This is a genomic window from Ideonella sp., assembly GCF_035254525.1.
In the GTDB taxonomy this organism is placed as follows: domain Bacteria; phylum Pseudomonadota; class Gammaproteobacteria; order Burkholderiales; family Burkholderiaceae_C; genus Ideonella.
Genome location: NZ_DATFAN010000025.1, coordinates 1 through 24,877 on the forward strand (window position 1 = coordinate 1; position 24,877 = coordinate 24,877).

Annotated in this window: 28 protein-coding genes; 21 read left to right on the forward strand and 7 right to left on the reverse strand. The window is 69.0% G+C overall.

Annotated features, from left to right (window positions below; translation table 11 throughout):
• The 4 genes from VJ693_RS02180 to VJ693_RS02195 form a co-directional block, all read right to left on the reverse strand.
• The coding region (locus tag VJ693_RS02180) for a type I restriction-modification system subunit M N-terminal domain-containing protein (protein ID WP_324151824.1) at positions 1–737 on the reverse strand (737 nt) is incomplete at its 3' end.
• A gap of 119 nt (positions 738–856) precedes the next feature.
• A complete protein-coding gene (locus tag VJ693_RS02185; protein WP_324151825.1) occupies positions 857–1,051 on the reverse strand; it encodes a hypothetical protein in 195 nt (64 codons plus the stop codon).
• Positions 1,052–1,202: 151 nt separating this feature from the next.
• Positions 1,203–3,101, reverse strand: a complete 1,899-nt coding sequence (locus VJ693_RS02190) for a tetratricopeptide repeat protein (protein WP_324151826.1) — start codon at positions 3,099–3,101, stop codon at positions 1,203–1,205.
• 68 nt (positions 3,102–3,169) lie between these two features.
• Positions 3,170–4,240 (reverse strand): glycosyltransferase family 2 protein, encoded by a 1,071-nt coding sequence (locus VJ693_RS02195; protein ID WP_324151827.1) that lies wholly within the window; start codon positions 4,238–4,240, stop codon positions 3,170–3,172.
• A 284-nt stretch (positions 4,241–4,524) separates the two neighbouring features.
• On the opposite strand from VJ693_RS02195, the gene VJ693_RS02200 reads away from it, so the two are divergent.
• The 7 genes from VJ693_RS02200 (at position 4,525) to VJ693_RS02230 (ending at position 10,802) form a co-directional block, all read left to right on the forward strand.
• Positions 4,525–5,370: a flagellin domain-containing protein gene (locus VJ693_RS02200; RefSeq protein ID WP_324151828.1), complete on the forward strand. Its 846-nt coding sequence runs from the start codon at positions 4,525–4,527 to the stop codon at positions 5,368–5,370.
• Positions 5,371–5,665: 295 nt separating this feature from the next.
• Complete coding sequence (locus VJ693_RS02205) at positions 5,666–6,511, forward strand: flagellin (protein WP_324151829.1); 846 nt, start codon at positions 5,666–5,668, stop codon at positions 6,509–6,511.
• 192 nt (positions 6,512–6,703) lie between these two features.
• Positions 6,704–7,552: a flagellin domain-containing protein gene (locus VJ693_RS02210; RefSeq protein ID WP_324151830.1), complete on the forward strand. Its 849-nt coding sequence runs from the start codon at positions 6,704–6,706 to the stop codon at positions 7,550–7,552.
• A gap of 148 nt (positions 7,553–7,700) precedes the next feature.
• Complete coding sequence (fliD, locus tag VJ693_RS02215; protein ID WP_324151831.1) at positions 7,701–9,125, forward strand: flagellar filament capping protein FliD; 1,425 nt, start codon at positions 7,701–7,703, stop codon at positions 9,123–9,125.
• Positions 9,126–9,246: 121 nt separating this feature from the next.
• Entirely contained in the window at positions 9,247–9,681 is a 435-nt protein-coding gene (gene fliS / locus VJ693_RS02220; protein ID WP_324151832.1) for a flagellar export chaperone FliS, read from the forward strand.
• 40 nt (positions 9,682–9,721) lie between these two features.
• A complete protein-coding gene (locus VJ693_RS02225; protein WP_324151833.1) occupies positions 9,722–10,021 on the forward strand; it encodes a flagellar protein FliT in 300 nt (99 codons plus the stop codon).
• A gap of 19 nt (positions 10,022–10,040) precedes the next feature.
• Positions 10,041–10,802 (forward strand): flagellar brake protein, encoded by a 762-nt coding sequence (locus VJ693_RS02230; protein ID WP_324151834.1) that lies wholly within the window; start codon positions 10,041–10,043, stop codon positions 10,800–10,802.
• A 34-nt stretch (positions 10,803–10,836) separates the two neighbouring features.
• Here VJ693_RS02230 and fliE read toward each other — a convergent pair whose 3' ends face one another.
• Positions 10,837–11,163, reverse strand: coding sequence for a flagellar hook-basal body complex protein FliE (gene fliE / locus VJ693_RS02235; protein ID WP_414652216.1), 327 nt, complete (start codon positions 11,161–11,163; stop codon positions 10,837–10,839).
• A 185-nt stretch (positions 11,164–11,348) separates the two neighbouring features.
• Between fliE and fliF the strand changes: the two genes are divergently transcribed.
• From fliF to VJ693_RS02305, 14 genes are all read left to right on the forward strand, one after another.
• Entirely contained in the window at positions 11,349–13,019 is a 1,671-nt protein-coding gene (gene fliF / locus VJ693_RS02240; protein ID WP_324151836.1) for a flagellar basal-body MS-ring/collar protein FliF, read from the forward strand.
• 21 nt (positions 13,020–13,040) lie between these two features.
• Entirely contained in the window at positions 13,041–14,051 is a 1,011-nt protein-coding gene (fliG, locus tag VJ693_RS02245) for a flagellar motor switch protein FliG (protein ID WP_324151837.1), read from the forward strand.
• Positions 14,038–14,832 (forward strand): FliH/SctL family protein, encoded by a 795-nt coding sequence (locus tag VJ693_RS02250; protein ID WP_324151838.1) that lies wholly within the window; start codon positions 14,038–14,040, stop codon positions 14,830–14,832. The genes fliG and VJ693_RS02250 overlap by 14 nt, the downstream gene beginning before the upstream one ends.
• 44 nt (positions 14,833–14,876) lie before the next feature.
• Positions 14,877–16,235 carry a flagellar protein export ATPase FliI gene (fliI, locus tag VJ693_RS02255; protein ID WP_324151912.1) on the forward strand — a complete coding sequence of 453 codons (1,359 nt, stop codon included), beginning with the start codon at positions 14,877–14,879 and terminating at the stop codon, positions 16,233–16,235.
• A 35-nt stretch (positions 16,236–16,270) separates the two neighbouring features.
• Positions 16,271–16,732: a flagellar export protein FliJ gene (fliJ, locus tag VJ693_RS02260; protein WP_324151839.1), complete on the forward strand. Its 462-nt coding sequence runs from the start codon at positions 16,271–16,273 to the stop codon at positions 16,730–16,732.
• A gap of 51 nt (positions 16,733–16,783) precedes the next feature.
• Positions 16,784–17,902, forward strand: a complete 1,119-nt coding sequence (locus tag VJ693_RS02265) for a flagellar hook-length control protein FliK (RefSeq protein WP_324151840.1) — start codon at positions 16,784–16,786, stop codon at positions 17,900–17,902.
• Between the two features lie 168 nt (positions 17,903–18,070).
• Positions 18,071–18,700 carry a flagellar basal body-associated FliL family protein gene (locus tag VJ693_RS02270; protein ID WP_324151841.1) on the forward strand — a complete coding sequence of 210 codons (630 nt, stop codon included), beginning with the start codon at positions 18,071–18,073 and terminating at the stop codon, positions 18,698–18,700.
• 19 nt (positions 18,701–18,719) lie between these two features.
• Positions 18,720–19,724: a flagellar motor switch protein FliM gene (gene fliM / locus VJ693_RS02275; RefSeq protein WP_324151842.1), complete on the forward strand. Its 1,005-nt coding sequence runs from the start codon at positions 18,720–18,722 to the stop codon at positions 19,722–19,724.
• A gap of 11 nt (positions 19,725–19,735) precedes the next feature.
• Positions 19,736–20,164 carry a flagellar motor switch protein FliN gene (gene fliN, locus VJ693_RS02280; RefSeq protein ID WP_324151843.1) on the forward strand — a complete coding sequence of 143 codons (429 nt, stop codon included), beginning with the start codon at positions 19,736–19,738 and terminating at the stop codon, positions 20,162–20,164.
• Between the two features lies 1 nt (position 20,165).
• A complete protein-coding gene (gene fliO / locus VJ693_RS02285; RefSeq protein WP_324151844.1) occupies positions 20,166–20,534 on the forward strand; it encodes a flagellar biosynthetic protein FliO in 369 nt (122 codons plus the stop codon).
• Positions 20,535–20,574: 40 nt separating this feature from the next.
• A complete protein-coding gene (fliP, locus tag VJ693_RS02290; RefSeq protein ID WP_324151913.1) occupies positions 20,575–21,297 on the forward strand; it encodes a flagellar type III secretion system pore protein FliP in 723 nt (240 codons plus the stop codon).
• A gap of 7 nt (positions 21,298–21,304) precedes the next feature.
• The gene (gene fliQ, locus VJ693_RS02295) at positions 21,305–21,574 is read left to right on the forward strand and encodes a flagellar biosynthesis protein FliQ (protein WP_324151845.1); all 270 of its coding nucleotides are present in this window, start codon (positions 21,305–21,307) and stop codon (positions 21,572–21,574) included.
• Positions 21,575–21,585: 11 nt separating this feature from the next.
• Positions 21,586–22,347, forward strand: a complete 762-nt coding sequence (gene fliR / locus VJ693_RS02300; protein WP_324151846.1) for a flagellar biosynthetic protein FliR — start codon at positions 21,586–21,588, stop codon at positions 22,345–22,347.
• 141 nt (positions 22,348–22,488) lie between these two features.
• Entirely contained in the window at positions 22,489–22,707 is a 219-nt protein-coding gene (locus VJ693_RS02305) for a hypothetical protein (protein WP_324151847.1), read from the forward strand.
• 124 nt (positions 22,708–22,831) lie between these two features.
• On the opposite strand, the gene flgF is transcribed toward VJ693_RS02305, so the two are convergent.
• Both flgF and flgE read right to left on the reverse strand, forming a co-directional pair.
• Entirely contained in the window at positions 22,832–23,566 is a 735-nt protein-coding gene (flgF, locus tag VJ693_RS02310) for a flagellar basal-body rod protein FlgF (RefSeq protein ID WP_324151848.1), read from the reverse strand.
• Between the two features lie 37 nt (positions 23,567–23,603).
• Positions 23,604–24,857 carry a flagellar hook protein FlgE gene (gene flgE / locus VJ693_RS02315; protein WP_324151849.1) on the reverse strand — a complete coding sequence of 418 codons (1,254 nt, stop codon included), beginning with the start codon at positions 24,855–24,857 and terminating at the stop codon, positions 23,604–23,606.
• Between the last annotated feature and the right edge of the window lie 20 nt (positions 24,858–24,877).

Genomic DNA, 24,877 nt, shown 5'->3' on the forward strand with positions numbered 1-24,877 from the left:
ATGCTCTTGGGCGTGTAGTACTGGCCGCCCTTCTTGCCTTCGGCCAGGGCGAACTGGCCGAGGAAGTATTCGTAGACGTGGCCGAGGATGTCCTTGCTCCTCAGGCCCAATGCCTGCCCGTTGTAGCTGGGCTGGCTGAAGTTGGTGTCTGAGAAATGGGCGATGAGGTCGGCCAGCTTGTGGCTGTCGATCTGGGTGCGCGCGAAGTCCTTGTTGAGCACGTTCTTGAGCTTGATGTTCTCGCGCTCCACGGCTTCCATGGCGTTGTCGATCAACCAGCCCACGGTGCGCATCTTGTCGGGCACCATTTCCAGCTCACCCGCCTCGTCGCGCACGTAGCGGCCGTCGCTGTCGCGCTTGGGCACTTGCCACGGCAGCTCGCTGCCCGGCGGCAGTTGGGCCAGGTCGCGCAGCGTTTGCCAGCGTGCCTCATAGGGCACCCAAAAGACGTTCTTCTCGGTGTAGTAGTCCCTCACCTCCAACTCGGCGGCGATGTGGCCTTGGTAGTCGTCGGCGTAGTCCTCGGGCGCCATGTAGTAATCGTGCTCGGTGTTCTGGAACTGCTGGCGCAGCTCGCGCTGTCGCTCTTCAAAGGCGTCGGACACGTACTTCAGGAAGATCAGGCCCAGCACCACGTGCTTGTAGACGGAGGCGTCGAGGGATGAGCGCAGCTTGTCGGCGGCGGTCCAGAGCTTCTTTTCCAGGTCGTTGAAGAACTGTTGTTCGATGGGGTTCATTCGGCGGACTCAGAGGGGAAGGGTAAGGTGGCGTTGAGCGTGGCGTCCGCTCCGCAAGATGGGCTATCTCTCAACGGTGCTGCATGCGAGCTGAGACAAACCCTCCGATGAGAGGCGCATCAAGACGCGCTTCTTCTGTTCGGCATGGGCTGGGGCACGTCCACTTGCAAGCCATGCTGACGCGCGTACTGCAGCACCAGGATCTCGATCATGGATGCCACCGAGCGCCGTTCACGCTCAGCTGCCAAGCGCAACAGCTGCTTGATTTCGACAGAAGTGCGAATGGAAAGGGTTTCGTCCTTCAGGCGTGACATGGCCACACTCCGTCAACAGTGTCGCGCCAATGTACTGCCTTTTGCAGGATCTTGGCAGCGCCAGGCCTGCGTAGCGACTTGCTCTTCGGTGTGTCGAAGGCTGCAGCGCAGGGAGCCAAGACCGACCCGCCCGCCCGCCTCGAACGCCACCTCAAACGAGCAGATGCTCCGGCGCCAGCCCCGCCTCGGCACGCTCGAACATCCGCACCAGCAGCGCCTCGTAGTCGCGCACGTAGCGGTCGGTGTCGAACAGCGGCAGCGCCAGGCGCTGGCTTTCCAGGTGTTGCTTCAGGCCGGCCAGCGTGGCCGGCTCGTTGGCCAGCGCGGCGGCCAGCGCGATGTAGCTGGCCTCGTCCGGCGCGGCGAGGTCGGGCAGGCCGCAGGCGGCCACCAGGCTCGCGGCCACGCGTGAGGCGAAGGTCGGGCCCGGCACGGTGAGCACCGGCACGCCGGCCCACAGCGCTTCGCTGGCGGTGGTGTGGGCGTTGCAGGGCCAGGTGTCGAGGAAGAGGTCGGCGGCGCGCAGCCGGGCGATGTGCTGGGCCAGGTTCTGCTTCGGTGCCCAGAAGACGCGCTCGGGGCCGATGCCGCGGGCCTGCAGCTCGCGCGTCAGGTTGGCCTGCGCATGCGGGTTCCAGGCCAGCATCCACAGCACGGCGCGCGGCGCCTGGGCCAGGATCGCGGCCCACAGGTCCAGCATGTGCGGCGAGATCTTGTAGACCTGGTTGAAGCAGCACAGCACCGCCGCGTCGTCCGGCAGGCCGAGCGAGGCGCGGGTGGGGGCGGGCGGCAAGGCACGCTGCCGGTCGTTGGGCTGGTAGCTGTGCGGCAGCTGGGCGATGCGTTCGCTGTAGTTGGCGGCGTGGGCCAGCGGTGTGACGACCGGGTCGCCGATCATGTAGTCGACGAAATCGGCCCCGGTGGTCGCCGGGTAGCCGAGGTAGGCGGCCTGCACGCGCGCCGGCCGGTATGCCAGCAGCTCGAAGCGGCTGCCGCGGGTGTGGCCCTTCAGGTCGATCGCGATGTCGATGTCGTCGGTGCGCATGCGGCGCGCGATCTCGGCGTTGGAGGCGTGCGTCACGTCGATGAAGTGCTCGCAGGCGGCGCGCACCCGCTGGCCGATCGCGCTGCCGTCGTCGATGCTGTGCGAATACAGATAGACCTCGAAGCGCGCGCTGTCGCGGCGCTCGAGCAGCTCGGTCATCAGCACCGAGGTCGCGTGCTGGTGGAAATCGCAGGACAGGTAGCCGATGCGGATCGGCCCGGGCTTGCGCGGGCCGGGCGCGGGCAGCGGCTTGATCGCGGCGGCCAGGCCCTTGACCCGCAGCGCGCCGATGCGGCGCTGCTGCGCCGGCGTGGCGTCGACCGCCAGCAGCGCGAAGGGTGAGAGCAACTGGCCGCTCGAATCGCTGGTGGCGTCGAGCGTGGCGAGCAGCTGCGCGGTGTCGTCGTCGACCTGGCGCCAGTCGCAGGTCTGGCGGCCCTCGAAGACCAGCAGCGACAGCGCGAGCGCGCGCACGGTGCCGTCATCGAGCGAGATCGCGGTGCGGAAGCACTCGGTGGCCTCGCGCGTCATCGCCAGGTCCTTGAAGGTCAGGCCGAGCCGGTAGTGGACCAGCGCGGCGTCGATCTTCAGCGCCAGGGCCTGGAAGAACACGCCGACGGCGTCTTGCAGGCGCTTGGCCTGGAACAGGGCGTTGCCGTGCGCGTTGTGGAAGTCGAAGTCGCGCGGCGCGTCGGGCGGGTAGGCATCGAAGACCGCCGCCGCCTCGTCGAAGCGGTTTTCCTGGCCCAGGTACTCGGCGAGCACCCGGCAGGCCAGCGGGCTGGCGGGGTCGAGCCGCAGCGCATCGCGCGCGGCCTCGATGGCGGGGCCGCTCTGGCCCGCGCGGGCGTGGGCCCGGGCCAGGTTCAGGCGCATCAGCGCATCCTGCGGCGCGAGCCGGGCCGCACGCTCGAACTCGGCCACCGCGGCGGCCCACTGGTTCGCCTGCAGGGCCTTCAGCCCGGCCTGGCGGTGTTGTTCGGCGCGATGACGGTCATTCTTCATGGTCCGTCCACTGTAGGAGGGCGGGTGCCCGGCCAAGGCGTGGATAAGGCCGGCGCCGGCCCTGCAATTCAGGCCGGCGCCAGCAGCGGGCGGTAGGGCGCGGCCAGCTCGGGCTGGCCCAGTTGCTCGTACAGCAGCACCAGGTTGGCGGCGGCCAGGTGGCTGCCGCGGCCGGCCACGGCGCCTTCGAGATCGGGCCGCTCGCCCAGGGCCAGGCAGCGCTGCCAGGCACTCTCGATCAGCGGCAGCAGCTCGCCGGCGCGGGCGGGCTCGTCGGCCGCCCAATCGAGCAGCAGGTCGCCCAGCGCAAAGAAGAAGTCGGGCGATTCGCCCCAGCGGCCCAGCTCGTGCTCGGCGCACTGCAGGCCCTCGGCGTGGCGGCCGCAGCGCTTGAGCGCGTGCAGGCGGCGCACCGCGAGATCGTGGCACCAGGTGGGCAGGCGGCTGCCCAGCAGCGCCTCGGCGCGGGCGAAGGCATCGAGCGCTTCGGCGTAGCGCTCGTAGACGTCGTGGTCCTTGCCGAGCTGGTAGTGCAGGTAGGCATCGGCGGGGGCGGCCTGTACGGCAGCCTCGAGCAGCGCGCGGTTGCGGCCGGCTTTCGCCGTGCGCTGGGCGCCGAGGTAGCCGTCGTGGCCGAAGCGGATGGGCAGGCGCTGCACCGCCAGCGCATGCACCGGCTGCTCGTGCACCCGGCCGGCATAACGCAGCGCACCCGGCAGCACGCGGCTGATCCAGCTGCTGGTGCGGGTGGCCAGGGCGGTGGCGTCGTCGTCGCTGTCGACCCGCACGCTGCCGACGAAAGTGGGTGCCTGCTGCCGCAAGGCCGCGATCGCCGCGCCGCCATCGGCCAGCCACTCGTCGGCATCGACGACCACGTGCCAGTCGGCGCGCGCGGCGTCCAGCGCGCCATTGCGTGCCGCGGCGAAATCGTCGACCCATTGAAAGTGTTCCACGCGCGCGCCCGCGCGCTGCGCGCGCGAGGCGGTGTCGTCGCGCGAGCCGGTGTCCAGCACCACGCATTCATCGACGAAGGGGGCGAAGCTCGCCAGCGCGCGCTCGATGCGCGCCGCCTCGTCGCGGGCAATCATCACCAGCGCCACGCGGTACACGGCAGGAGGGGAAGACGGGCTTGTGGACATTCGCATCCACTTTAGGGTTGGGTTCCGGGCCCGATGCGCCGATAAGAAGGTCGTCCCCTGGCCATTCCGCCCGGCCTCGGGCTGCGCTGCCGCGTCGGGACGACGCCGCCGCCACGCGACCCACCCCGTGCGCCAACGTCGATCCGGCGAACAGCGGCGAAAAAAAACCTCAAGTCCAGCGATACCCCGTCCGAAAAGCATGGCACGGCCCCAACGTTTCCAGCGGGGGCGCAACCCGGGACCCGGATGGGTCATGTTTCACACCCCGTAAGGAGTTTCCAAAAATGGCAGCCATCATCAACACCAACGTTGCGTCGTTGACGGCGCAACGCAACCTCTCGTCGTCGCAGGCCTCGCTGGCCCAGTCGATGCAGCGCCTGTCCTCGGGCTTGCGCATCAATTCGGCCAAGGACGACGCGGCCGGCCTGGCGATCGCCGAGCGCATGAACGCCCAGGTGCGTGGCATGAACGTCGCGGTGCGCAACGCCAACGACGGCATCTCGCTGGCGCAGACGGCTGAAGGCGCGCTGAGCAAGGTCGGCGATTCGCTGCAGCGCATGCGTGAACTGGCCGTGCAGGCCCGCAACGCGACGAACTCCAGCTCCGACAAGGATTCGCTGAACAAGGAATTCGCCGAGCTGCAGAGCGAAATCACCCGCGTGCTGGGCGGCACCAGCTTCAACGGCAAGAAGATCCTGGGTTCGGACGCCACGGCGATGACCTTCCAGATCGGTGCCAACACGACGACCGACGACACGGTCTCGATCACGACCTCGAACATGACGTCGAACACCGACATCACCGCGGTCACCGGCAGCACGACGGTCATCGACTCGTCGGCCACCTCGGGCGCCATCGCGACCGTGATCGACGACATCGACACCGCGATCGACACGATCAACGACCAGCGCGCGACCTTCGGTGCGAACCAGAGCCGCTTCGACGCCATCATCTCGAACCTGCAGTCGTCGGTCGAAGCCCAGACGGCCGCCCGCAGCCGGATCATGGACGCCGACTTCGCCTCGGAGACCGCCAACATGAGCCGTGCGCAGATCCTGCAGCAGGCCGGCACGGCGATGGTCGCCCAGGCCAACCAGCTGCCGCAGAACGTCCTGTCTCTTCTTCGATGACGGCGGGGCGGCCGCCGAAGACGTAGCCGCCTGACAAGACGTTTCGTCCCAAGACCTGCCGGCACCCTCGCGGTGCCGGCAGGCGTGAGGCGAAGAAAGTTCTCAAGGTTTCCCGACACGCATCCGATACACCAGCCAACAGGGCTCGCACACCGCGGGACCTGCGGTCCGGTGAGATGACCAAGGGCCAGGCGATACCCGAAATGGGTCGCCCGACCGGAGGAGCCCCGGCATTTGCGTGCAGTGACGCCGGTGCTTAACCGGAGCAATCAGGCAACCTTGTAGGAGTTTCGACATGCCTCAGACCATCAACACCAACGTTGCTTCGCTCAACGCGCAGCGCAACCTGACCGCCTCGCAATCGTCGCTGGCGGTGTCCATGCAGCGCCTGTCCTCGGGCCTGCGCATCAACTCGGCCAAGGACGACGCGGCCGGCCTGGCGATCGCCGAGCGCATGAACGCCCAGGTGCGTGGCATGAACGTCGCGGTGCGCAACGCCAACGACGGCATCTCGCTGTCGCAGACGGCCGAAGGCGCGCTGAGCAAGGTCGGCGACGCGCTGCAGCGCATGCGTGAGCTGGCCGTGCAGGCCCGCAACGCGACGAACTCCAGCTCCGACAAGGATTCGCTGAACAAGGAGTTCGCCGAGCTGCAGAGCGAAATCGGCCGCGTGCTGGGCGGCACCAGCTTCAACGGCAAGAAGATCCTCGGCGCCGACGCGACCGCGATGACCTTCCAGATCGGCGCCAACACGACGACCGACGACACGATCACGATGACGACCGAGAACATGACGGCGAACTCGGACATCACCGCGGTGACCGTCTCGACCGCGGTGATCGACGCCACGGCGACCACCGGCGCCATCGCGACCGTGATCGACAACATCGACACCGCGATCGACACGATCAACGACCAGCGCGCCACCTTCGGTGCCACGCAGGGCCGCTTCGACGCGATCATCTCCAACCTGCAGCAGGCCGTGGAAGCGCAGAGCGCCGCCCGCAGCCGGATCATGGACGCCGACTTCGCGGCGGAAACCGCCAACATGAGCCGCGCGCAGATCCTGCAACAGGCCGGCACCGCGATGGTGGCGCAGGCCAACCAGCTGCCGCAGGGTGTGCTGAGCCTGCTGCGCTGAGCCCGGCACAAGCCTCACCCGAAAGCCCCCGGTGGCCCGCAGCCGCCGGGGGCTTTTTGATTCCGGGGCGGGAATTGGCGGGCTCAGGTGCCGCATTTCCGGCGTTTGCCGGCGACCGCGCCTCTTCAGAATTCGTCCAACGCTTCCACAGCCATGGGGGCGTAACCCGACAGGTTACTGAAGAGGTACCCCATGCCACAGACCATCAATACCAACATCGCTTCGCTGAATGCGCAGCGCAACCTGAACGCCTCGCAGACCTCGCTGGCCACGGCGATGCAGCGCCTGTCGTCCGGCATGCGGGTGAACTCCGCCAAGGACGATGCCGCCGGCCTGGCGATCGCCGAGCGCATGAACGCCCAGGTTCGCGGCATGAACGTCGCGGTGCGCAATGCCAACGACGGCATCTCGCTGGCGCAGACGGCCGAGGGCGCGCTGAGCAAGGTGGGCGATTCGCTGCAGCGCATGCGTGAGCTGGCGATCCAGGCGCGCAACTGGACGAACTCCAGCTCCGACAAGGATTCGCTGAACAAGGAATTCGCCGAGCTGCAAAGCGAAATCAGCCGCGTGCTGGGCGGAACGACCTTCAACGGCAAGGCCATTCTCGGCGCGGACGCGACGACGATGGACTTCCAGATCGGCGCCAACACGACGACCGATGACATGATCAGCATCTCGACGTCGAACATGGTCACGGCCACCGACATCACGGCGGTGACGGTGAGCACGACGGTGATCGATGCCACGGCCACGGTCGGCGCGATCGCGACGGTGATCGACAACATCGACCTTGCGCTGGACCTGGTCAACAACACCCGCGCGACCTACGGTGCGACCCAGAGCCGCTTCGACGCGATCATCTCCAACCTGCAGCAGGCGGTCGAGAACCAGGCTGCCGCCCGCAGCCGCATCATGGATGCCGACTTCGCCGCCGAGACCGCCGCGATGAGCCGCGCCCAGATCCTGCAGCAAGCCGGCACGGCGATGGTGGCCCAGGCCAACCAGCTGCCGCAACAGGTGATGCGGCTGCTGCAAGGCTGATCGCGCCACTTCTCCACGTTTTTTGGGTCGCGCCGCCGGCGCCCGAGGGATGCACCGATAGCGCCCCGGGTCAAGGCGGCGCGATTTCATTCTCAAGTCGAGAAACGTCGCGCCGATAACCCCGACAGCAACAGGAAGGACTGTTCCCATGGCCACCATCAGTTCGCTCGGCGTCGGCAGCGGCCTCGACTCCGAAGGCATCATCTCGGCGCTGATGGCGGTCGAGCGCAAGCCGATCACGCTGCTGACGCAGGCGACCACCGACATCAAGACCCAGCTGTCGTCGATCGGCAAGATGCAGAGCCTGGTCGCCACCATGCGCGACAAGGCCTCGGCCATCAGCTCGGCCACGCTGTGGGGCCAGACCAAGCTGACCTCGGCCGACGCGACCGTCGTCACGGGCAGCTCGTCCAACGGCGCCGCCGCCGGCCGCTACTCGGTCACGGTGCAGGCCCTGGCCGCCTCGCAGACCGCGACCTCGACGATCTTCGCCTCGTCGTCCAGCACGCTGAACGAGGGCACCTTGACCCTCGAGCTCGGCGCCTGGTCGGGCACCACCTTCACGGCCAAGAGCGGCAGCTCGCCGGTCAACATCACCATCGGCGCCGGCGAGACCGACCTGGCCTCGATCCGCGACAAGATCAATGCCGCCGGGGCCGGCGTCACCGCCACCATCGTCAGCGATGCCAATGGCGCACGGCTGTCGCTGCGCTCCGACGCGACGGGCGAGGAGAACGGTTTCCGCGTCACCGCGACCGAGACCACCGACGACGGCGTCGCCAACACGGGCTTGTCGGCGCTCGGCTACGACGCCGCGGTGGCCTCGCCGATGACGCTGAACCAGTCGGCCGCGAACGCCCTGGCCACGATCAACGGCATCTCGGTCGAATCGACCAGCAACACCTTTGCCGAGGTCGCCGGCGGCATCAGCCTGACGGTGGGCAAGGTCAGCGCGACAGCGGTCGAAGTCACCGTCGAGGACGACAACGATGCGGTGACCACGGCGATCAACGATTTCGTCAGCGCCTTCAACGAGCTGGCCAACTACATCAAGGACCAGACGAAGTACAACGAGGAGAGCAAGACCGGCGGCCCGCTGCAGGGCGACCGCACGGTGATCGGCCTGCAGTGGCAGCTGCGCGGCGTGATCAACCAGGCCAGCAGCGCGTCCAGCAGCTGGAGCATGCTCAGCGAGGTCGGCATCCAGATGAAGGCCGACGGTACCCTCGGCGTGACGAGCTCCAAGCTCGACGCCGCCCTGGAAAACCCGGACGAGCTGCGCAAGCTGCTCGCCACGGACGGCGCCGACTCGGGCAGCTCCGGCTTCATGGACCGCTTCAAGGACCTCGGCAACACCGTGCTCGGCAGCGACGGCAGCCTGGAGACGCTGCAGCAGAGCCTGAATGGCCGCGTCGAGCGCAACGACGACCGCCAGGCCCAGATGGAGGATCGGCTGACGCGCACCGAGGCGCGCATCCGTGCCCAGTACGAAGCGCTCGACACCTCGATGGCCAAGCTCAACGCCCTGTCGAGCTACGTGACCCAGCAACTGGCCTCGTTGAGCAACGGCTGAACCCGCGCGGCCGACCTGAGCACGACGAAAGGCGCCTTCGGGCGCCTTTTCCGTTCTCAAGATCGCGCCGGCATGGGCCGATATGTTGAACAGTCGTCAACGTTTCCACTACGCCTCGCTGATGTTCACCTCTGCCCACTCCAGCCCCTTCGGCCGCGCCGGCGGCATGGCCAGCGCCTACGCCCGCGTCGGCGTCGAGACCAGCGTCGAAGCGGCCTCGCCGCACCGGCTGATCGCCTTGCTGTTCGACGGCTACATGGACGCCCTGGCAGCCGCCCGCGGCGCCCTGCGCCAGGGCCAGGTGGAGGCCAAGGGCAAGGCCATCAGCCGCGCCGCGCGCATCGTCGACGAAGGCCTGAAGGCCAGCCTGAACTTCGCCGAAGGCGGCCAGCTCGCCGAAGACCTGCGCTCGCTGTACGAGTACCTCGCCCTTCGGCTGACGCAGGCCAACCTGCGCAACGACGAATCCATCCTCGACGAGTGCGTCAGCCTGGTCGAGCCGCTGCGCGCCGCCTGGCGCGAGATCGGCAGCCGGGCGCCCGCGCATGCCAACTAAGACCTTCCTCAAAACGCTGTCATCGTCGAGAGTCGCCACCATGAGCCACACGCTGCTGAACTACTACGAGGCCATCGAACGCGCCAGCGCCGACATGCTGGATGCCGCCCGTACCGGTAACTGGGACGAGGTCGTCAAGCTCGAAGGCGCCTGCGCGGTGCTGATCTCGCAGCTCAAGCACGCGGCCAAGGAGCAGAGCCTGCAGGCCGAGGAGAGCAAGCTGAAGTCGCGCATCATGCAGCGCATCCTGCTCAACGACGCCGAGATCCGCCACCTCGCCGAGCCCTGGCTCGACGACCTGGACAAGATCCTGGCCGGCAAGTCCAAGACGCTGCACTGAGCCATCGCGTCGCGCCGCCATGTTCTCCGACACCCAACCCGCGAGCCTCGACGCCCACGGCGACCCGAGCGCCTTCGACGCCTTTCGCGTGCGCGAGCCGGCCGAGGTGAAATCGCTGCTGCGATCGTTGATGGACCGCAGCGTGACGATCAACCTGAACGGCTCCGACGGCTCGGCCTACGCGACCACGCTGTGGACGATCGACGGCGGCCAGGGCAAGCTCGCGTTCACGGCCGACATGATGGCGCCGGCGGTGCACCGCCTGGTCGAGGCCGACGAGGCGGTGGCTGTGGGCTACCTGGACCAGATCAAGCTGCAGTTCGAGGTCGCCGACCGCATGCTGGTGCACGGCCGCCAGACCTGCGTGCTGCAGGCGGCGCTGCCGCGTGAACTCTTCCGCTTCCAGCGCCGCAGCGCCTACCGCGTGCGCACGCTCGAGCGCGGCGCGCCGACGGCCCACTTCCGCCACCCGGCCATCCCCGACATGACGCTGGAGCTGCGCGTGCTCGACGTCAGCGTCGGCGGCTGCGCCCTGTTCATGCCCGCCGACCTGCCGATGGTCGAGCCGGGCATCGAGATCAACGACTGCACGATCGAGCTCGACGCCGGCACGCTGCTGCGCGGCACGCTGCTCGTGCACCACGTCACCTCGATCCAGCCCGAGGCCCGCGGCGTGCGCCTGGGCTGCGAACTGCTCAACCTCGAGCCCGAGGCCACGCGGCTGCTGCAGCGCTACATCGACCAGACCCAGAAGCGTCGCCGCATGATGAGCCTCGATTGACGATCCCCGCGCCCCTCCCGGGGGCGCGGGGGCCCTACACCTGCATGTTCATGACGTCGGTGTAAGCCTGCACGAAGCGGTTGCGCACGGTGAGCGCGGCCTGGAAGCCGATCTGGGCCTTCTGCATCTGGACCATCGTCTCCTCGAGGCTGACGTTGGGGTTGCCGAGCTGGAACTCGTGCTGCAGCTTCTGGGCCTCCAGCTGCTGGCCGCTCACGGCCTTCAGTGCGTCGGTCATCGCGCTGGAGAAGCTCGCCTTGTCAACACCCTCGCCGGCGCGCGTCTTGGCCAGCGGCGTGCCGTCGCGCGCCAGGCCGGCGCGGGCGACAGCCTGTGAGAAATCGAACGGTTTGAGCTTCATGTCCATGGCGCGGGCCCCTTCGTCGCCGAGCGCAGTGACGCTCAGCTTCCTGGAATCGAATGCTACGGGCGGGCCTCGGCCGCGATGGTCGGAACTGAAGGGCGTTTTTCAGGCTGTTTCCATCTTGTCGCCCGGGGGGCTTGCCAAACAATGGCCGGGTACAAGTCAAAAACCCAAGCCCTCCCATGGACGCTACTGCCACTGTGCCCGTTGCCTTGGTCCCCGAAGCCCCGCCCGGGCTGATCGGTCGCCTGACGGCGCTGCCGGCCGGCACGAAGTTGAAGCTCGGCATCGGCGTCGCCGCGCTGGCGGCCGTGGTCGTCGCGATGGCGATGTGGGCCAGCCAGGGCGACTGGCGCGTGCTGTACGCCGGCCTGCCGGACAAGGAAGCCGGCGCGATCACCGCCGAGCTCGGCACCATGGGCGTGCCCTACCGCTATGCCGATGGCGGCGGCGCGATCAAAGTGCCTGCGGATCGCCTGTACGACGTGAAGATGAAGCTGGCCGCCAAGGGCATGCCCAAGGCCAGCGTGGTCGGCAACGAGCTGCTGGATGTGAACCGCTTCGGCCAGACCGACCGCCAGGAGCGCGCCAACATGCAGCGCGCCCTCGAAGGCGAGTTGGTGCGCACGATCGTCAAGCTCGATGGCGTCGAGGATGCGCGCGTGCACCTGGCGCTGCCGAACCAGAACGGGTTCTTCCGCGAACAGCAGAAGCCCAGCGCCAGCGTGATGCTGACGCTGCACCCCGGCCGCACGCTCGATCGTGCCCAGACCGCCGGCATCGTGCACCTGGTGTCGTCCAGCGTGCCCGAGCTCTCGCCCAAGGCAGTGAGCGTGCTCGACCAGCGCGGCGCGCTGCTGTCGGCCGAGGAGGATTCGGGCAAGTCGCTCAACGAGCAGCAGCTGCAGTACGTGGCCCAGGTCGAGAAGAGCTACGTGACCCGCGTGAGCGAGCTGCTCGAGCCGGTGGTCGGGCGCGACAACCTGCGCGCCACCGTGACCGCCGATGTCGATTTCACGCAGGTCGAGTCGACCAGCGAACAGTTCCGTCCGAACCAGGGCAGCGAGCCGGCCGCGATCCGCAGCCAGGCCACCATCGAATCCAGCACGCCGGGCTCGGCCGTGCCCGCGGGCGTGCCCGGTGCAGCCAGCAACCAGCCGCCCGTGCCGGCCACCGCGCCGATCAATGGTGCTGCATCGCCGCTGCAGGCCTCGAACACCCAGACCGGCGGCGCCGGCCGGCGCGAGGCGACGACCAACTACGAGGTCGACAAGACGGTGCAGATGAAGCGCAACGCGGTCGGCGTGGTCAAGCGCCTGAACGCGGCCGTGGTGGTCAACCACCGCAGCCAGACCGATGCCAAGGGCAAGACGACGACCCGCCCGCTGAGCAACGAGGAGCTCGGGAACCTGACCGCGCTGGTGCAGGAGGCCGTGGGCTTCAACAAGGAGCGCGGCGATTCGGTGCGCGTGATCAACGCGCCCTTCAAGGCCGAGCCGGCCGACAAGGTGGATGAGCTGCCGCTGTGGAAGCAGCCCTGGCTGCTGGACCTGGTGCGTGCCGGCGCGGTGCCGGGCGCGCTGGCCTTGGTCGCACTGGGCCTGATCTTCGGTGTCGTGAAGCCGGCGCTGAAGCCGCCGGTGGTGGTGGACGCCGCCGCCGACAAGCGCGGCCACCAGCTCGACGCGGTGGTCGACGACCCCGCCGCCCTGCCGGGCGAGGGCGCGCTGCCGGCGCTGGAGCCGCCGCGCGAGAACCACAAGCTGCATACGGCACGCCAGTTGGCGAAGGACAACCCCGCGGCCGTGGCCAACATCATGCGCGAGTGGGTCAGCGGCGAAGCCGTGGCCTGATCGACCAGCGAGAACCCGGACATGGCCAGCAGCACCAATCCCGATGATGGCGTCGAGAACGCCGCGATCCTGCTGATGTCGCTCGGCGAGGAGGAGGCCGCGCAGGTCTTCAAGCACCTCGGCCCGAAGGAAGTGCAGAAGCTCGGCGAGACGATCGCCAAGCTCAAGGTCATTCCGCGCGAGCGCGTGGAGGCCGTGCTCGACCGTTTCGCCGACACGGCCGAGAAGCAGCACATCCTCGTGCCCGACACCGACGAGTACGTCAAGTCGGTGCTGCGCAAGGCGCTCGGCGAGGACAAGGCCAACCTGCTGATCGACCGCATCCTGCAGGGTTCCGACATCTCCGGCATCGAGAGCCTGAAGTGGATGGACCCGGGCTCGGTGGCCGAGCTGCTGCGCAACGAGCACCCGCAGATCGTCGCCGCGATCCTGGTGCACCTCGACTACGACCAGGGTGCCGGGGTGCTGAAGAGTTTTCCCGAGCGCCAGCGCAACGAGGTGCTGGTGCGCATCGCGACGCTGGACGGCATCCAGCCCGCCGCGCTGAAGGACCTCAACGAGGTGCTGAGCAAGGTGCTGGCCGGCGGCGACCGCCTGAAGAAGGCCTCGCTGGGCGGCGTGAAGGCGGCGGCCGAGATCATCAACATGATGGGCAGCTCGGTCGAGACCTCGGCGCTGGACTACATCCGCGAGGCCGATGGCGACCTGGCCCAGCGCATCATGGACAACATGTTCACCTTCGAGGACATGAACAAGCTCGACGACAAGGGCTTCCAGTCGGTGCTGAAGGAAGTGCAGAGCGAGTCGCTGGTCATTGCGCTCAAGGGCGCCACGCCCGAGCTGCGCGAGAAGGTGTTCAAGAACATGTCCACGCGCGCTGCCGAGACGCTGCGCGAAGACCTCGAATCTCGCGGGCCGGTGCGCGTCAGCGAGGTCGAGGCCGAGCAGAAGGAAATGCTGAAGATCGTCCGTCGCCTGGTGGACGAGGGCCAGATCGTGCTGGCCTCCGGAGGCGCGGATGACTACCTCTAAGCCGGCCGGCCCGCGCCAGGTGCCGCCGCCGGCCGGCGGCGCGGCCAAGCCGGCCAGTGCCTATGCCCGCTTCATCCCGCGCGAGGAGCTGTCGGAATTCGCGGCCTGGACGCCCGGCGCCTTCGGCGGTGGGGCCGATCCGGCGGGCGTGTCGAGCAAGCCGCAGCCCAAGGCCCCGCCGCGGCCCGAGCCGGCGCCGGCACCGGCCGCGCCGCCCGAGCCGACCGCCGAGCAATGGCTCGCCCGCATCGAGGAAGCACGCGGCCAGGGCTACCAACAGGGCTACCGCGACGGCCTCGAGGCGCTGGAGGCGGCCAAGCGCGCCTTCGCGCAGCAGCTCAGCGCGCAGATGGCGCAGATGGTGGCCGCCTTCGACGAGCAGACGCAGGGGCTGGACGCGCGCCTGGCCGACACGCTGGTGCAGACGGCCGTCACGCTGGCGCGCCAGGTCGTGCGCAGCGAGATCGCGCAGCGGCCCGAGCTGATCGTGCAGGTCGCCGAAGATGCGATCGGCGCCGTCATCCTCTCGGCGCGCCACCTGCGGCTGCGCCTGAACCCGAAGGATCTGCCGCTGGTCGAGCTGGGCGCGGCGGATCTGCTCAAGGCGCGCGGTGTCGTGATGCAGGCCGACGCCACGCTGTCGCCCGGCGGCTGCATCGTCGAATCGGACCTCGGGCAGGTGGACGCGCGCATCGAGCAGCGCTGGACGCAGGCCGCCGCGGTGTTCGGCCGCAGCGAGCCGCTGCTGGCCGAATCGGAAGACAGCGAGGTGGGCCTTTGACACCCGCGACGCGTGATGCCCGCTGGGATCGTTTCCTCGGCGACATGAAGAACTACGCCAGCCTGCCGCAGCCGCTGGAGATGCAGGGCTCGCTGGTGCGCGTGACCGGGCTGGTGCTGGAAGCGGCGGGCGTGCGCGCGCCGGTCGGCGCCGTCTGCGCGGTCGGCTCGCCCGGCGAGCAGCCGGTCACGGCCGAGGTCGTCGGCTTCAACGGCGACCGGGCGTACCTGATGCCCACCGGCGAGCTGCACGGCCTGGCCAGCGGCGCGCGCGTCGTGCCGCTGCCGGTGCCGCAGATTCCGCCGCGCTTCGGCGTCGAGAACCACCCGTTCCGCCGCAGCGAAGACCGCGGCCTGCACCTGCCGATGGGCGATGGGCTGCTGGGCCGCGTCGTCGACGCGCACGGCCAGCCGATGGACCGCCGCGGCCCGATCGGCAGCGTGCACAACGAGCCGATGGTGCGCCGTCCGATCAACGCGATGGACCGCGACCCGGTCCGCCAGCCGCTGGACACCGGCGTGCGCGCGATCAACGCGCTGCTCACCGTGGGCCGCGGCCAGCGCATCGGCCTGTTCGCCGGCACGGGCGTCGGCAAGTCGGTGCTGCTGGGCATGATGGCGCGCTACACCCAGGCCGACGTGATCGTCGTCGGGCTGATCGGCGAGCGCGGCCGCGAGGTCAAGGAGTTCATCGAGGACATCCTCGGCGAAGAGGGCCTGGCCCGGGCCGTCGTGGTGGCCGCGCCGGCCGACGCGCCGCCACTGGTGCGCATGCAGGGCGCGAGCTACGCGACCGCGATCGCCGAGCACTTCCGCGACCGCGGCCAGCATGTGCTGCTGCTGATGGATTCGCTCACCCGCTACGCGATGGCGCAGCGCGAGATCGCGCTGGCGATCGGCGAGCCACCGGCGACCAAGGGCTATCCGCCGAGCTGTTTCGCCAAGCTGCCGCAGCTGGTGGAGCGCTCGGGCAACGGCCTGAACGGCGTTGGCTCGATCACCGCCTTCTACACCGTGCTGACCGAGGGCGACGACCCGCAGGACCCGATCGCCGATGCGGCGCGCGGCATCCTGGACGGCCACATCGTGCTCTCGCGCGAGCTGGCCGAGAGCGGCCACTTCCCGGCCATCGACGTCGAGAAGTCGATCTCGCGCGTGATGACCGCCGTGGCACCGCGCGAGCACCTCGATGGCGCCCGCCGTGCCCGCCAGTGGCTGGCCCGCTTCAACAAGGCGCGCGACCTGATCCAGCTCGGCGCCTACACGCCGGGCGCCGACCCCGAGCTCGATGCCGCCGTCAGGGTGCATCCGAGGCTGGTCGCGCTGCTGCAACAGGGCATGCACGAGAGTGCCTCGCTCGAACTCAGCCGCAAGCAGCTGCTGGCGCTGAACCCCGCCGCCTGACCCCGCCCACCGACACCTCACCCGAGCACTGACCCATGGACCGCCTGAACCTGCTGAACACCCTGCTCGAACGTGAAAGGGAAAAGCGCGACGCCGCGCTGGCCGAGTGGCGCGAGGCCGAGCGCCAGGCGCTGGCCGCGCGCGAGCAGGCCGACTCGCTCGTGGCCTACCGCGGCGAGTACCGCAAGCGATGGGCCGCGCAGTTCGCCCAGCGTGCGCCGATCGAGATCCTGCATTGCTACCAGGGCTTCGTCGACCGGCTGGAACAGGCCATCGGCGCCCAGCAGGGCGTGGCCGACCAGGCGTCGACCCGTGTTCAGGCGGCCCGGGCGCGCCTGCGCCACCGCGAGACCAAGGTGGCGACCGTTCAGCGCCTGATCGAGCGCCGTGCCCAGGCGGCGACGCTGCACGAATTGCGCCGCGAGCAGAAGACCCTCGACGAGGCGGCCCAGCGCCTGACCTGGGCGCGCGTGTCGGCCTTTGCCGCCGCGGCCTGACCGGACAGCCGCTGCCGGCGCCCCCATCGACCCCCCCATGACGCGTTCCGCATGAGCCTGACTGCCCCCGCCCCCGCTCCTCAAGCCGCCGCCCCGGCCCACGCGTCCGCCGCCCGGCCGCGGGCCCCGCACGCTGCTTCGACCGGCCAGCCGGGCACGTCGCCCTTCGCGCAGCTGCTGCAAGGCGCCGCGGACGAGGAGGGCGCCTCGGCCGGCGCCGACGCGGCGGCCGAGGCACCCGACGAGCCGTCGGGCAACGAGGCCCAAGACACCGGCACGCACCGGGCCGAGCCCAAGCACCACGCGGCGCGCGATGCGGCCGACGGCGACGCCGCAGCGACCCCGCCGCAGCCGCAGGACGCGCCCGCGCCCGAGCTGAATGCCGCGCTGCGCCGTGCCGGCCTGCTGGCCGCGGCGCGCACGAAGGCCACCGTCGGCACCGCCGATGCCGCCGGCCGCCGAGGCGGCGCCGGGCTCGAATCGATCGCCGACGGGCGGGCCGACGGCAAAGCACACGGCCTCGCCCAGCTCGCCGTGCGTGACGCGCAGGCCCTGGGCGCCGGCAACCCGCCTGATTTCGCGGGCCTTCAGTCGATGCTGGGCGCGATGCCAGCCAACCTGGCGGCGAATGCCGATGCCGCGCAGGCCGGTGCCGCCGCCCATGCCGATTTCTCGCTCGCCAGCCTCGGCCCGGCCGGCGGCGCACCCACCCCGCCGCCCGAGGCCACGCCGGCCCAGGCCACGCTGGCCCCGGCGCCGGGCAGCGCCGCCTTCCCGGCCGCGCTGGGGGCGCAGCTGAACACCTGGCTCAAGGACGGCGTGCAATACGCCACGCTCGAGCTGAACCCGCAGGACATGGGCCCGATCGACGTGCGCATCGCGCTGCAAGGCGGCCGCACCGAGGTGCAGCTCGGCGCCGACGTGGCCGCCACGCGCGAAGCGCTGGCCGAGGCGCTGCCCCAGCTGGCCGAGGCCCTGGGCGATGTCGGCCTGTCGCTGGCCGGCGGCAGCGTGTCCGACCAGACCGGCCAGCACGCCCGCCAGGGCGAGGCCGAGGGCCAGCGCGCGTTCGCGCTGCCCGGCTGGCTGGCGCCGGCGCGCGAAGGCGCCCAGACGGCCGCCGCGGCGGCGCGGCCGGCACAGCGCGGGTTGATCGACCTCGTCGCCTGAGCTGACCCGGCCGGCTGTTCCAAGCGCGGGACAGCGTGGAAATCACCCGCTTATTGCCCCTTCGAGCGACCCCCTTGCTTCCAATAATGGCTGCAACCGCGAGGTCTTCGCGTGCCGCCCTGGGCGGCCGTGCCGCCCCGCCAGCGAACCGAGCAAGGAGCCGCCGTCATGTCTGCCGCTGCAGCCGCCGCCGAGGCCGTTGAAGTCGCCCCGAAGAAGGGCAAGAAGAAGCTGATCATCATCATCGCCGCCGCAGCCGTGCTGCTGGGCCTGATGGGCGGCGGCACGGCCGTCTACCTGAAGAAGAAGGCCGACGCCGCGGCGGCCGCCGAAGCCGAGGACGAAGACGGCGACGTCGCCGACAGCGGCCACAAGCCCGCCGCCAAGGAAAAGAAGAAGGGCGAGAAGCTGGCGCCGCCGGTGTTCGTGCCGCTGGACCCCTTCGTCGTCAACCTGGCCGACCGCGAGGCCGACCGCTTCGCGCAGGTGGGCATCACGCTCGAGGTGGCCGATGCCCACGTGGGCGACGAGATCAAGGCCTACATGCCGGCGATCCGCAACAACATCCTGCTGCTGCTCGCGCACAAGACCTCGCAGGAGCTGATGGAGCCCGAGGGCAAGGAGCAGCTCGCCGTCGAGGTGCGCCGCGAGGCCCTGCGCCCGATGGGATTCGAGCTGCCCGACGAGGAAGAAGCCGCCGCCGCGAAGAAGAAAAAGAAGAAGGCCAAGGCCAAGGCGGAAGACGCCGAAGAGCTGCCGATCAAGTCCGTCCAGTTCTCCTCCTTCATCATTCAATAACGAGCGAGCACTGCGGTCCATGAACCAGCAGATCCTTTCGCAAGACGAAGTCGATGCACTGCTGCAGGGCATCACCGGCGAGAGCCAGAAGCTCGAGCAGGATGAGACGCCCGAGGGCGGCATCCGCAACTACGACATCGCGAGCCAGGAGCGCATCGTCCGCGGCCGCATGCCGACGATGGAGATCATCGGCGAGCGGTTCGCGCGCAACATCCGCATCGGGCTGTTCAACTTCATCCGCAAGAGCCCGGAAGTCTCGATCAACGGCATCAAGGTCCAGAAATACTCGGCCTTCCTGCGCGAGATCGTCGTGCCGACGAACTTCAACATCGTCTCGGTGCGGCCGCTGCGCGGCTCGGGGCTGATCGTCTGCGACCCGAGCATCGTCTTCGCGGTGATCGACGCCCTGTTCGGCGGGGTCGGCAAGTTCCACACCCGCATCGAGGGCCGTGACTTCTCGGCCACCGAGCAGCGCGTGATCGAGCGGATGGTCGACTGCATCATCACCGAGTACCGCAACGCGTGGAAAGGCATCTACCCGCTGGAGCTGGACTACCAGCGCTCGGAGATGCAGCCGCAGTTCGCCAACATCGCGACGCCCAGCGAGATCGTCGTCGCCTCCTCGTTCACGCTCGAGATCGGCGAGACCTCGGGCACGATCCACTTCTGCATCCCGTACTCGACGCTCGAGCCGATCCGCGACGTGCTGTATTCGTCGATCCAGGGCGACTCGACCGAGCCGGACCGCCGCTGGGTCAACCTGCTCAAGCAGCAGATCCAGTCCGCCGAGGTCGACCTCGTGGCCGAGCTGGGCACCGCGCAAGCCACCGTCGAGCAGCTGCTCGCCTTCAAGCCCGGCGATTTCGTCGAGCTCGACCTGCTGCCGATGATCCAGGCCAAGGTCGATGGCGTGCCGGTGTTCGATTGCCACTACGGCACGTCCGACGGGCACTACGCGATCAAGATCGATCGACTGCTCTCCAGCTCGGGTCTGGGCTGGCTCGGGGAATCCAATGTCAGCTGAAGGAGCCTGCAATGGCCAATGAACAAGACGACATGGCCGACGCCTGGGCCGCTGCCCTGGCCGAGTCCAAAGGGGGCGGCAACGACGTGGCCAGCGAGCTGGCGGCGCCGGCCGAGCAGGTGGCTCCCGCGGCGTTCACCAACTTCGCGCCCACCGGGGGCACGCCAGGCCAGGCCAACGATCTCAACATGATCCTGGACATCCCCGTCCAGCTGACGGTGGAGCTCGGCCGCACCCGCATCCCGATCAAGAACATCCTGCAGCTGGCGCAGGGCTCGGTGGTCGAGCTCGAGACACTGGCCGGCGAGCCGATGGACGTGCTGGTCAACGGCTTCCTGATCGCCCAGGGCGAGGTCGTGGTCGTGAACGACAAGTTCGGCATCCGCCTGACCGACATCGTGACCCCGAGCGAGCGCATGCGCCGCCTGTCCAGGACTTGACATGCCGTCTTCGTCACTGACGCCGTTGCTGGCCTTCGTCGCCGTCGTCGCGCTGATCCCGATCGCGTTGTGGCTGCTGCGCCGCAGCGGCTACGCCGGCGCCGGCCAGGATGGGCTGATGCGCACGGTGTCGAGCCTGGCGCTGTCGCCGTCGCAGCGCGTGGTCGTCGTCGAGCTGGGGCAGGGCGCCACCGCGCGCTGGCTGGTGCTGGGCGTGACCAACGAGAGCATCAACTGCCTGACGCAGCTCGATGCCCCGGCCGAGGTGCCCGCCGCCTTGCGCACGCCGCAGGCGCACACCGTGAACCAGCTGATCGCCAAGTGGCGTTCGGGCCGCGGCCCGGCCGATGGGGGCGCGGCGAATGAATAAGCCCAGGCCCCACCAGCGCGCGCTGTACGCGGTCGCGCTGATGCTGCTGGGCGCCGTGCTGGTGCCTGGCGAAGCCCACGCGCAGGCGGCGCCGGCGCTGCCGCTGGTCATCGGCCAGGGCGCGGGCGGCACCAGCTATTCGGTGCCGATTCAGACGCTGCTGTTCTTCACCGCGCTGTCCTTCCTGCCGGCGGTGCTGCTGCTGATGACGGGCTTCACCCGCATCGTCATCGTGCTGGGCCTGCTGCGCCAGGCGCTGGGCACGCAGGCCGCACCGCCGAACCAGGTGATCGTCGGTCTGTCGCTGTTCCTGACTTTCTTCGTGATGTCGCCGACGATCGACAAGGTCTATGCCGAGGCCTGGGTGCCGTACTCGGCCAACCAGATCGCCTTCGACGAGGCCCTGAAGCGTGGCGAGGTGCCGATGCGCGCCTTCATGCTCAAGCAGACGCGCCAGGCCGATGTGCAGCTGTTCGCCAAGCTGGCCAAGCTGGACCCGTCGGTCAAGGGCGAGGACGTGCCGTTCAAGGTGCTGGTGCCGGCCTTCGTGACCAGCGAGCTCAAGAGCGCGTTCCAGATCGGCTTCCTGATCTTCGTGCCCTTCCTGATCATCGACATGATCGTCGCCAGCGTGCTGATGTCGCTGGGCATGATGATGCTGTCGCCGGTGCTGGTGGCCCTGCCGTTCAAGCTGATGCTGTTCGTGCTGGCCGATGGCTGGAACCTTCTGCTCGGCTCGCTCGCGGCGAGCTTCGCGACGTGAGAATCCGATGGACGCAAGCCAAGTCTTCACCTACGGCCAGCAGGGCCTGATCATGCTGCTGACGGTGTCGGCACCGATGCTGATCGTGATCCTCGTGGTCGGCGTGCTGGTCAGCATCTTCCAGGCCGCCACGCAGATCAACGAGGCCACCCTGAGCTTCGTGCCCAAGCTGCTCGCCGCGGTGGCCGTGTGCGCGGTCGCCGGCCCGTGGATGATGAGCACGCTGGTCGACTACCTGCGCAACATGCTGCTGGCGATCCCGGGCGCCGCTGCCTGATCGCTGCCGGTGTGATCACCCTCACCGAAGCCCAGTTGCTGGCGTGGATCACGCCGGTGCTGTGGCCCTTCCTGCGCGTGCTGGCGCTGTTCCAGGCGATGCCGGTCATGGGCCAGCGCCTGGTGCCGATGCGGGTGCGGGTGGCCCTGGCCTTCCTGGTGGCGGTGTGCGCGAGCAACGTGGCGCCGCCCATCCCGCCGGTCGCGCTGGATTCGGCGCCGGCGGTGCTGCTGGTGGTGCAGCAGCTGCTGATCGGGCTGTCGCTGGGCTTCGCGGTGCGCATCGTGTTCGCCACCGTCGAATTCGCCGGCGAGATCGCCGGGCTGCAGATGGGCATGAACTTCGCGGGCTTCTTCGACCCGATGACGGCCACTCAGACCACGGCCGTCAGCCGCTTCTTCGGCACGCTGGTCGCCTTCCTGTTCATCGTCGTCAACGGCCACCTGACGGTGATCGCCGCGGTGGTGCAAAGCCTCACCGTCTTCCCGGCCGGGCCCGAGCCGTTTGCCTTTCTCACCGCCACGCTGCCGCACCAGTGGGGCGCCGAGGTCTTCAAGATGGGCCTGTGGATCGCGCTGCCGCTGATCGCGATCATGATGTTCGTGAACCTGGTGCTGGGCGTGATCTCGCGCGTCGCCCCGCAGACCCACATCTTCTCGATCGGCTTCCCGATCACGATGGGCGTCGGCCTGACCAGCCTGCTGTTCATGCTGCCGCTGATGGAAACCCCGTTCCTCGCGACGCTGGAGCGGATGCTGTCGCACTTCCAGTGACGCGGCCTCCCGGCTGATGTCCTGATTCGACCCGATTTTCCGTATTCATCAGCAAGACCCTGAACGAAGCGGCGCCGCCTCCAAACGGTGGCGCGCCGCGTATCAGAGGCTGTGCAAGATGCTGGACCGTGGAGGTCGATCATGAACACGAGCACCCACGCAACGACGCCGCCCGACGGCGATTGTTACGAACTGCGCTTCATGTCCCTTTTCCGCGAGGGCCGCGGGCTGAGCTTCCCCTGCGGCCCGAGGGGCGAGGTGTGCCTGGACGAGCTGAGCGAACGCGCCCGGGCCAACTACTTCTACGCCAGGGCGGTGGTGGGGCGGGAGTTCTCGGTTCCGGCGGTGGTGGCGCACTGAGCCTGGCGGCGGTCTGTTCGGGATCAGGGAGTCGGGGCGTTCCGCTACGCTCGTGTCCCCCGCCGCCGGCCTGTCGGCCGACGGCTCCTCCGATGCCAATGCCCGACCCGAGGGCGACAGGGCGTCAGCCGTTCGCCGACAACAGCTTCGCCGCCGACTGCTCCTGCTTCTCGGAGGTCTGGATCAGCTTCATCTGGTGCTCGAACTGCCGGGCGGCCGAGATCATCGCGATCATGGTCTCGACCGGGCTGACGTTGGAGCCTTCGAGGGCGCCGTCCTGCACCTGGGCGGTGGCGTCGGCGGGCAGGTCGCCGCCGGCGCTGCGGAACAGGCCGTCGGTGCCGCGGGTGAGCTGGCTGTCCGTTTCGGGCGTGACGAGCTTGAGCTTGCCCACCGACTGCGGCTTGCCGCCGTCGACCGTGGCACTCACGGTGCCGTTGGGCGCGATCTGCACTTCGGCGCGGTTGGGCAGGGTGATCGGGCCGCCGTCGCCCATCACGGGCAGGCCGCTGCGGGTGACCAGCAGCCCTTCGGCATTCACTTCGAGCGCGCCGGCGCGGGTGTAGGCCTCGGTGCCGTCCAGGCCCTGCACGGCCAGCCACGAGTTGCCCTTCATCGCCACGTCGAGGCTGCGGCCGGTGGCCTGCACGTCGCCCGAGGCCGACTTGTAGCCGACCGTGGTCTCGAGCGAGTAGACGCGGGTCGAGGCGCCGTCGCCGCGCACCGGCACCGCGCGCGAAGCGGCGAGCTCCTCGCGAAAGCCGGTGGTCGAGGCGTTGGCCAGGTTGTGCGCGAGCACGTCCTGGCGGTCCATCGCGGCCTTCGCGCCGGACATCGACAGGTAGATCATGCGGTCCATCGCGGCCCCTCGGTGGCGTCAGTCGTTCGGGTCAGGGTCAGCGCAAATTGACGAGGGTCTGCATCACCTGGTCCATCGTCTTGATGGTCTGGGCGTTGGCCTGGTAGTTGCGCTGCGCGGTGATCATGTTGACCAGCTCGCCGGTCAGGTCGACGTTGGACTCTTCCAGCGCGCCGGCCTGCAGCGCGCCGAAGGCGCCCGAGGCGGGCACGCCGACGATCGGGTCGCCCGAGGTGTAGGTCATGCGCCAGCCGTTGCCGCCGAGCGGCTGCAGCCCCTGCGGGTTGCGGAAGTTGGCCAGTTGCAGCTGGCCGGCCGGCTTGGTCTGGCCGTTGGTGTAGCGGGCCATCACGGTGCCCGACGAATCGAAGGTGATGCCCGAGAGCGAGCCGGCCGAGTAGCCGTCCTGCGCGAGGTCGGTCACGGCGAAGGACGACTTGTACTGTGTCGAGCCGTCGAAGCCCAGGTCGATGCCGCTGATGGCCAGGGTCTCGGCACCGTTCGAGGCGGTCGTGGCCGGCACGTTCAGCGTGCTGTTGCTCGAGGTGAAGGTCGAGCCGTCGCTGTCGAAGGTGAGGGTGGTCACCGGCTGCGGGTCGGCGTTGGTGCCGCCCACCGAGTTGCCGTTGGCGGTGACGAACACGTCCCAGGTGTCGGTGGCCGTCTTCTGGAAGTAGTAGCTCAGCGTGACCGGCGCGCCCTTGGCGTCGTACACCGTCATCTCGGTGGCTTCCGAGTAGGTGGAGGCGGCGGTGAAATCGATGCGCGGCGTCGCGTTGGGGATCACCGCGTCGCCGGAGTCGAGGTTCATCTCCAGGTCGATGCTGGTCGTCGGGTTCGGCTCGATGCCAGCGGTGGGCAACTGCAGCGGCACGGCGGCACCGGGCTGGATCACGCCGTTGCCGTCGGCCATGTAGCCCATCAGGCGTGAGCCGCCGTTGTTGACGATGTAGCCGTTCTGGTCGACCTTGAACTGGCCGTTGCGGCTGTAGGTCGTGCTGCCGCTGGTGTCGCTGAGCTGGAAGAAGCCGGAACCGTTGATCGCCAGGTCCATCGGGTTCTCGGTGGCGGTGATGCCGCCTTGCGTGAACTGCTGCGACACCGAGGCCAGGCTGACGCCGATGCCGATCTGGTTGGTGCCCGCGCCGTTCAGCGCCGCGGCATACATGTCGGCGAACTCGGCGCGCGAACCCTTGGCGCCGTAGGTGTTCGCGTTGGCGATGTTGTTGCCGATCACCTCCAGGCTCTTGGACGTGGTGTTCAAGCCGGAAAGACCTTGCTGGAAGCTCATGGGGGGCTGCTCCTGGGGAA

Coding starts and splice junctions, on each gene's coding strand:
- VJ693_RS02185 (WP_324151825.1), bottom strand. CDS start 1,051: ATGTCACGCCTGAAGGACGAAACCCTTTCCATTCGCACTTCTGTCGAA.
- VJ693_RS02190 (WP_324151826.1), bottom strand. CDS start 3,101: ATGAAGAATGACCGTCATCGCGCCGAACAACACCGCCAGGCCGGGCTG.
- VJ693_RS02195 (WP_324151827.1), bottom strand. CDS start 4,240: ATGTCCACAAGCCCGTCTTCCCCTCCTGCCGTGTACCGCGTGGCGCTG.
- VJ693_RS02200 (WP_324151828.1), top strand. CDS start 4,525: ATGGCAGCCATCATCAACACCAACGTTGCGTCGTTGACGGCGCAACGC.
- VJ693_RS02205 (WP_324151829.1), top strand. CDS start 5,666: ATGCCTCAGACCATCAACACCAACGTTGCTTCGCTCAACGCGCAGCGC.
- VJ693_RS02210 (WP_324151830.1), top strand. CDS start 6,704: ATGCCACAGACCATCAATACCAACATCGCTTCGCTGAATGCGCAGCGC.
- fliD (WP_324151831.1), top strand. CDS start 7,701: ATGGCCACCATCAGTTCGCTCGGCGTCGGCAGCGGCCTCGACTCCGAA.
- fliS (WP_324151832.1), top strand. CDS start 9,247: ATGTTCACCTCTGCCCACTCCAGCCCCTTCGGCCGCGCCGGCGGCATG.
- VJ693_RS02225 (WP_324151833.1), top strand. CDS start 9,722: ATGAGCCACACGCTGCTGAACTACTACGAGGCCATCGAACGCGCCAGC.
- VJ693_RS02230 (WP_324151834.1), top strand. CDS start 10,041: ATGTTCTCCGACACCCAACCCGCGAGCCTCGACGCCCACGGCGACCCG.
- fliE (WP_414652216.1), bottom strand. CDS start 11,163: ATGAAGCTCAAACCGTTCGATTTCTCACAGGCTGTCGCCCGCGCCGGC.
- fliF (WP_324151836.1), top strand. CDS start 11,349: ATGGACGCTACTGCCACTGTGCCCGTTGCCTTGGTCCCCGAAGCCCCG.
- fliG (WP_324151837.1), top strand. CDS start 13,041: ATGGCCAGCAGCACCAATCCCGATGATGGCGTCGAGAACGCCGCGATC.
- VJ693_RS02250 (WP_324151838.1), top strand. CDS start 14,038: ATGACTACCTCTAAGCCGGCCGGCCCGCGCCAGGTGCCGCCGCCGGCC.
- fliI (WP_324151912.1), top strand. CDS start 14,877: ATGAAGAACTACGCCAGCCTGCCGCAGCCGCTGGAGATGCAGGGCTCG.
- fliJ (WP_324151839.1), top strand. CDS start 16,271: ATGGACCGCCTGAACCTGCTGAACACCCTGCTCGAACGTGAAAGGGAA.
- VJ693_RS02265 (WP_324151840.1), top strand. CDS start 16,784: ATGAGCCTGACTGCCCCCGCCCCCGCTCCTCAAGCCGCCGCCCCGGCC.
- VJ693_RS02270 (WP_324151841.1), top strand. CDS start 18,071: ATGTCTGCCGCTGCAGCCGCCGCCGAGGCCGTTGAAGTCGCCCCGAAG.
- fliM (WP_324151842.1), top strand. CDS start 18,720: ATGAACCAGCAGATCCTTTCGCAAGACGAAGTCGATGCACTGCTGCAG.
- fliN (WP_324151843.1), top strand. CDS start 19,736: ATGGCCAATGAACAAGACGACATGGCCGACGCCTGGGCCGCTGCCCTG.
- fliO (WP_324151844.1), top strand. CDS start 20,166: ATGCCGTCTTCGTCACTGACGCCGTTGCTGGCCTTCGTCGCCGTCGTC.
- fliP (WP_324151913.1), top strand. CDS start 20,575: ATGCTGCTGGGCGCCGTGCTGGTGCCTGGCGAAGCCCACGCGCAGGCG.
- fliQ (WP_324151845.1), top strand. CDS start 21,305: ATGGACGCAAGCCAAGTCTTCACCTACGGCCAGCAGGGCCTGATCATG.
- VJ693_RS02305 (WP_324151847.1), top strand. CDS start 22,489: ATGAACACGAGCACCCACGCAACGACGCCGCCCGACGGCGATTGTTAC.
- flgF (WP_324151848.1), bottom strand. CDS start 23,566: ATGGACCGCATGATCTACCTGTCGATGTCCGGCGCGAAGGCCGCGATG.
- flgE (WP_324151849.1), bottom strand. CDS start 24,857: ATGAGCTTCCAGCAAGGTCTTTCCGGCTTGAACACCACGTCCAAGAGC.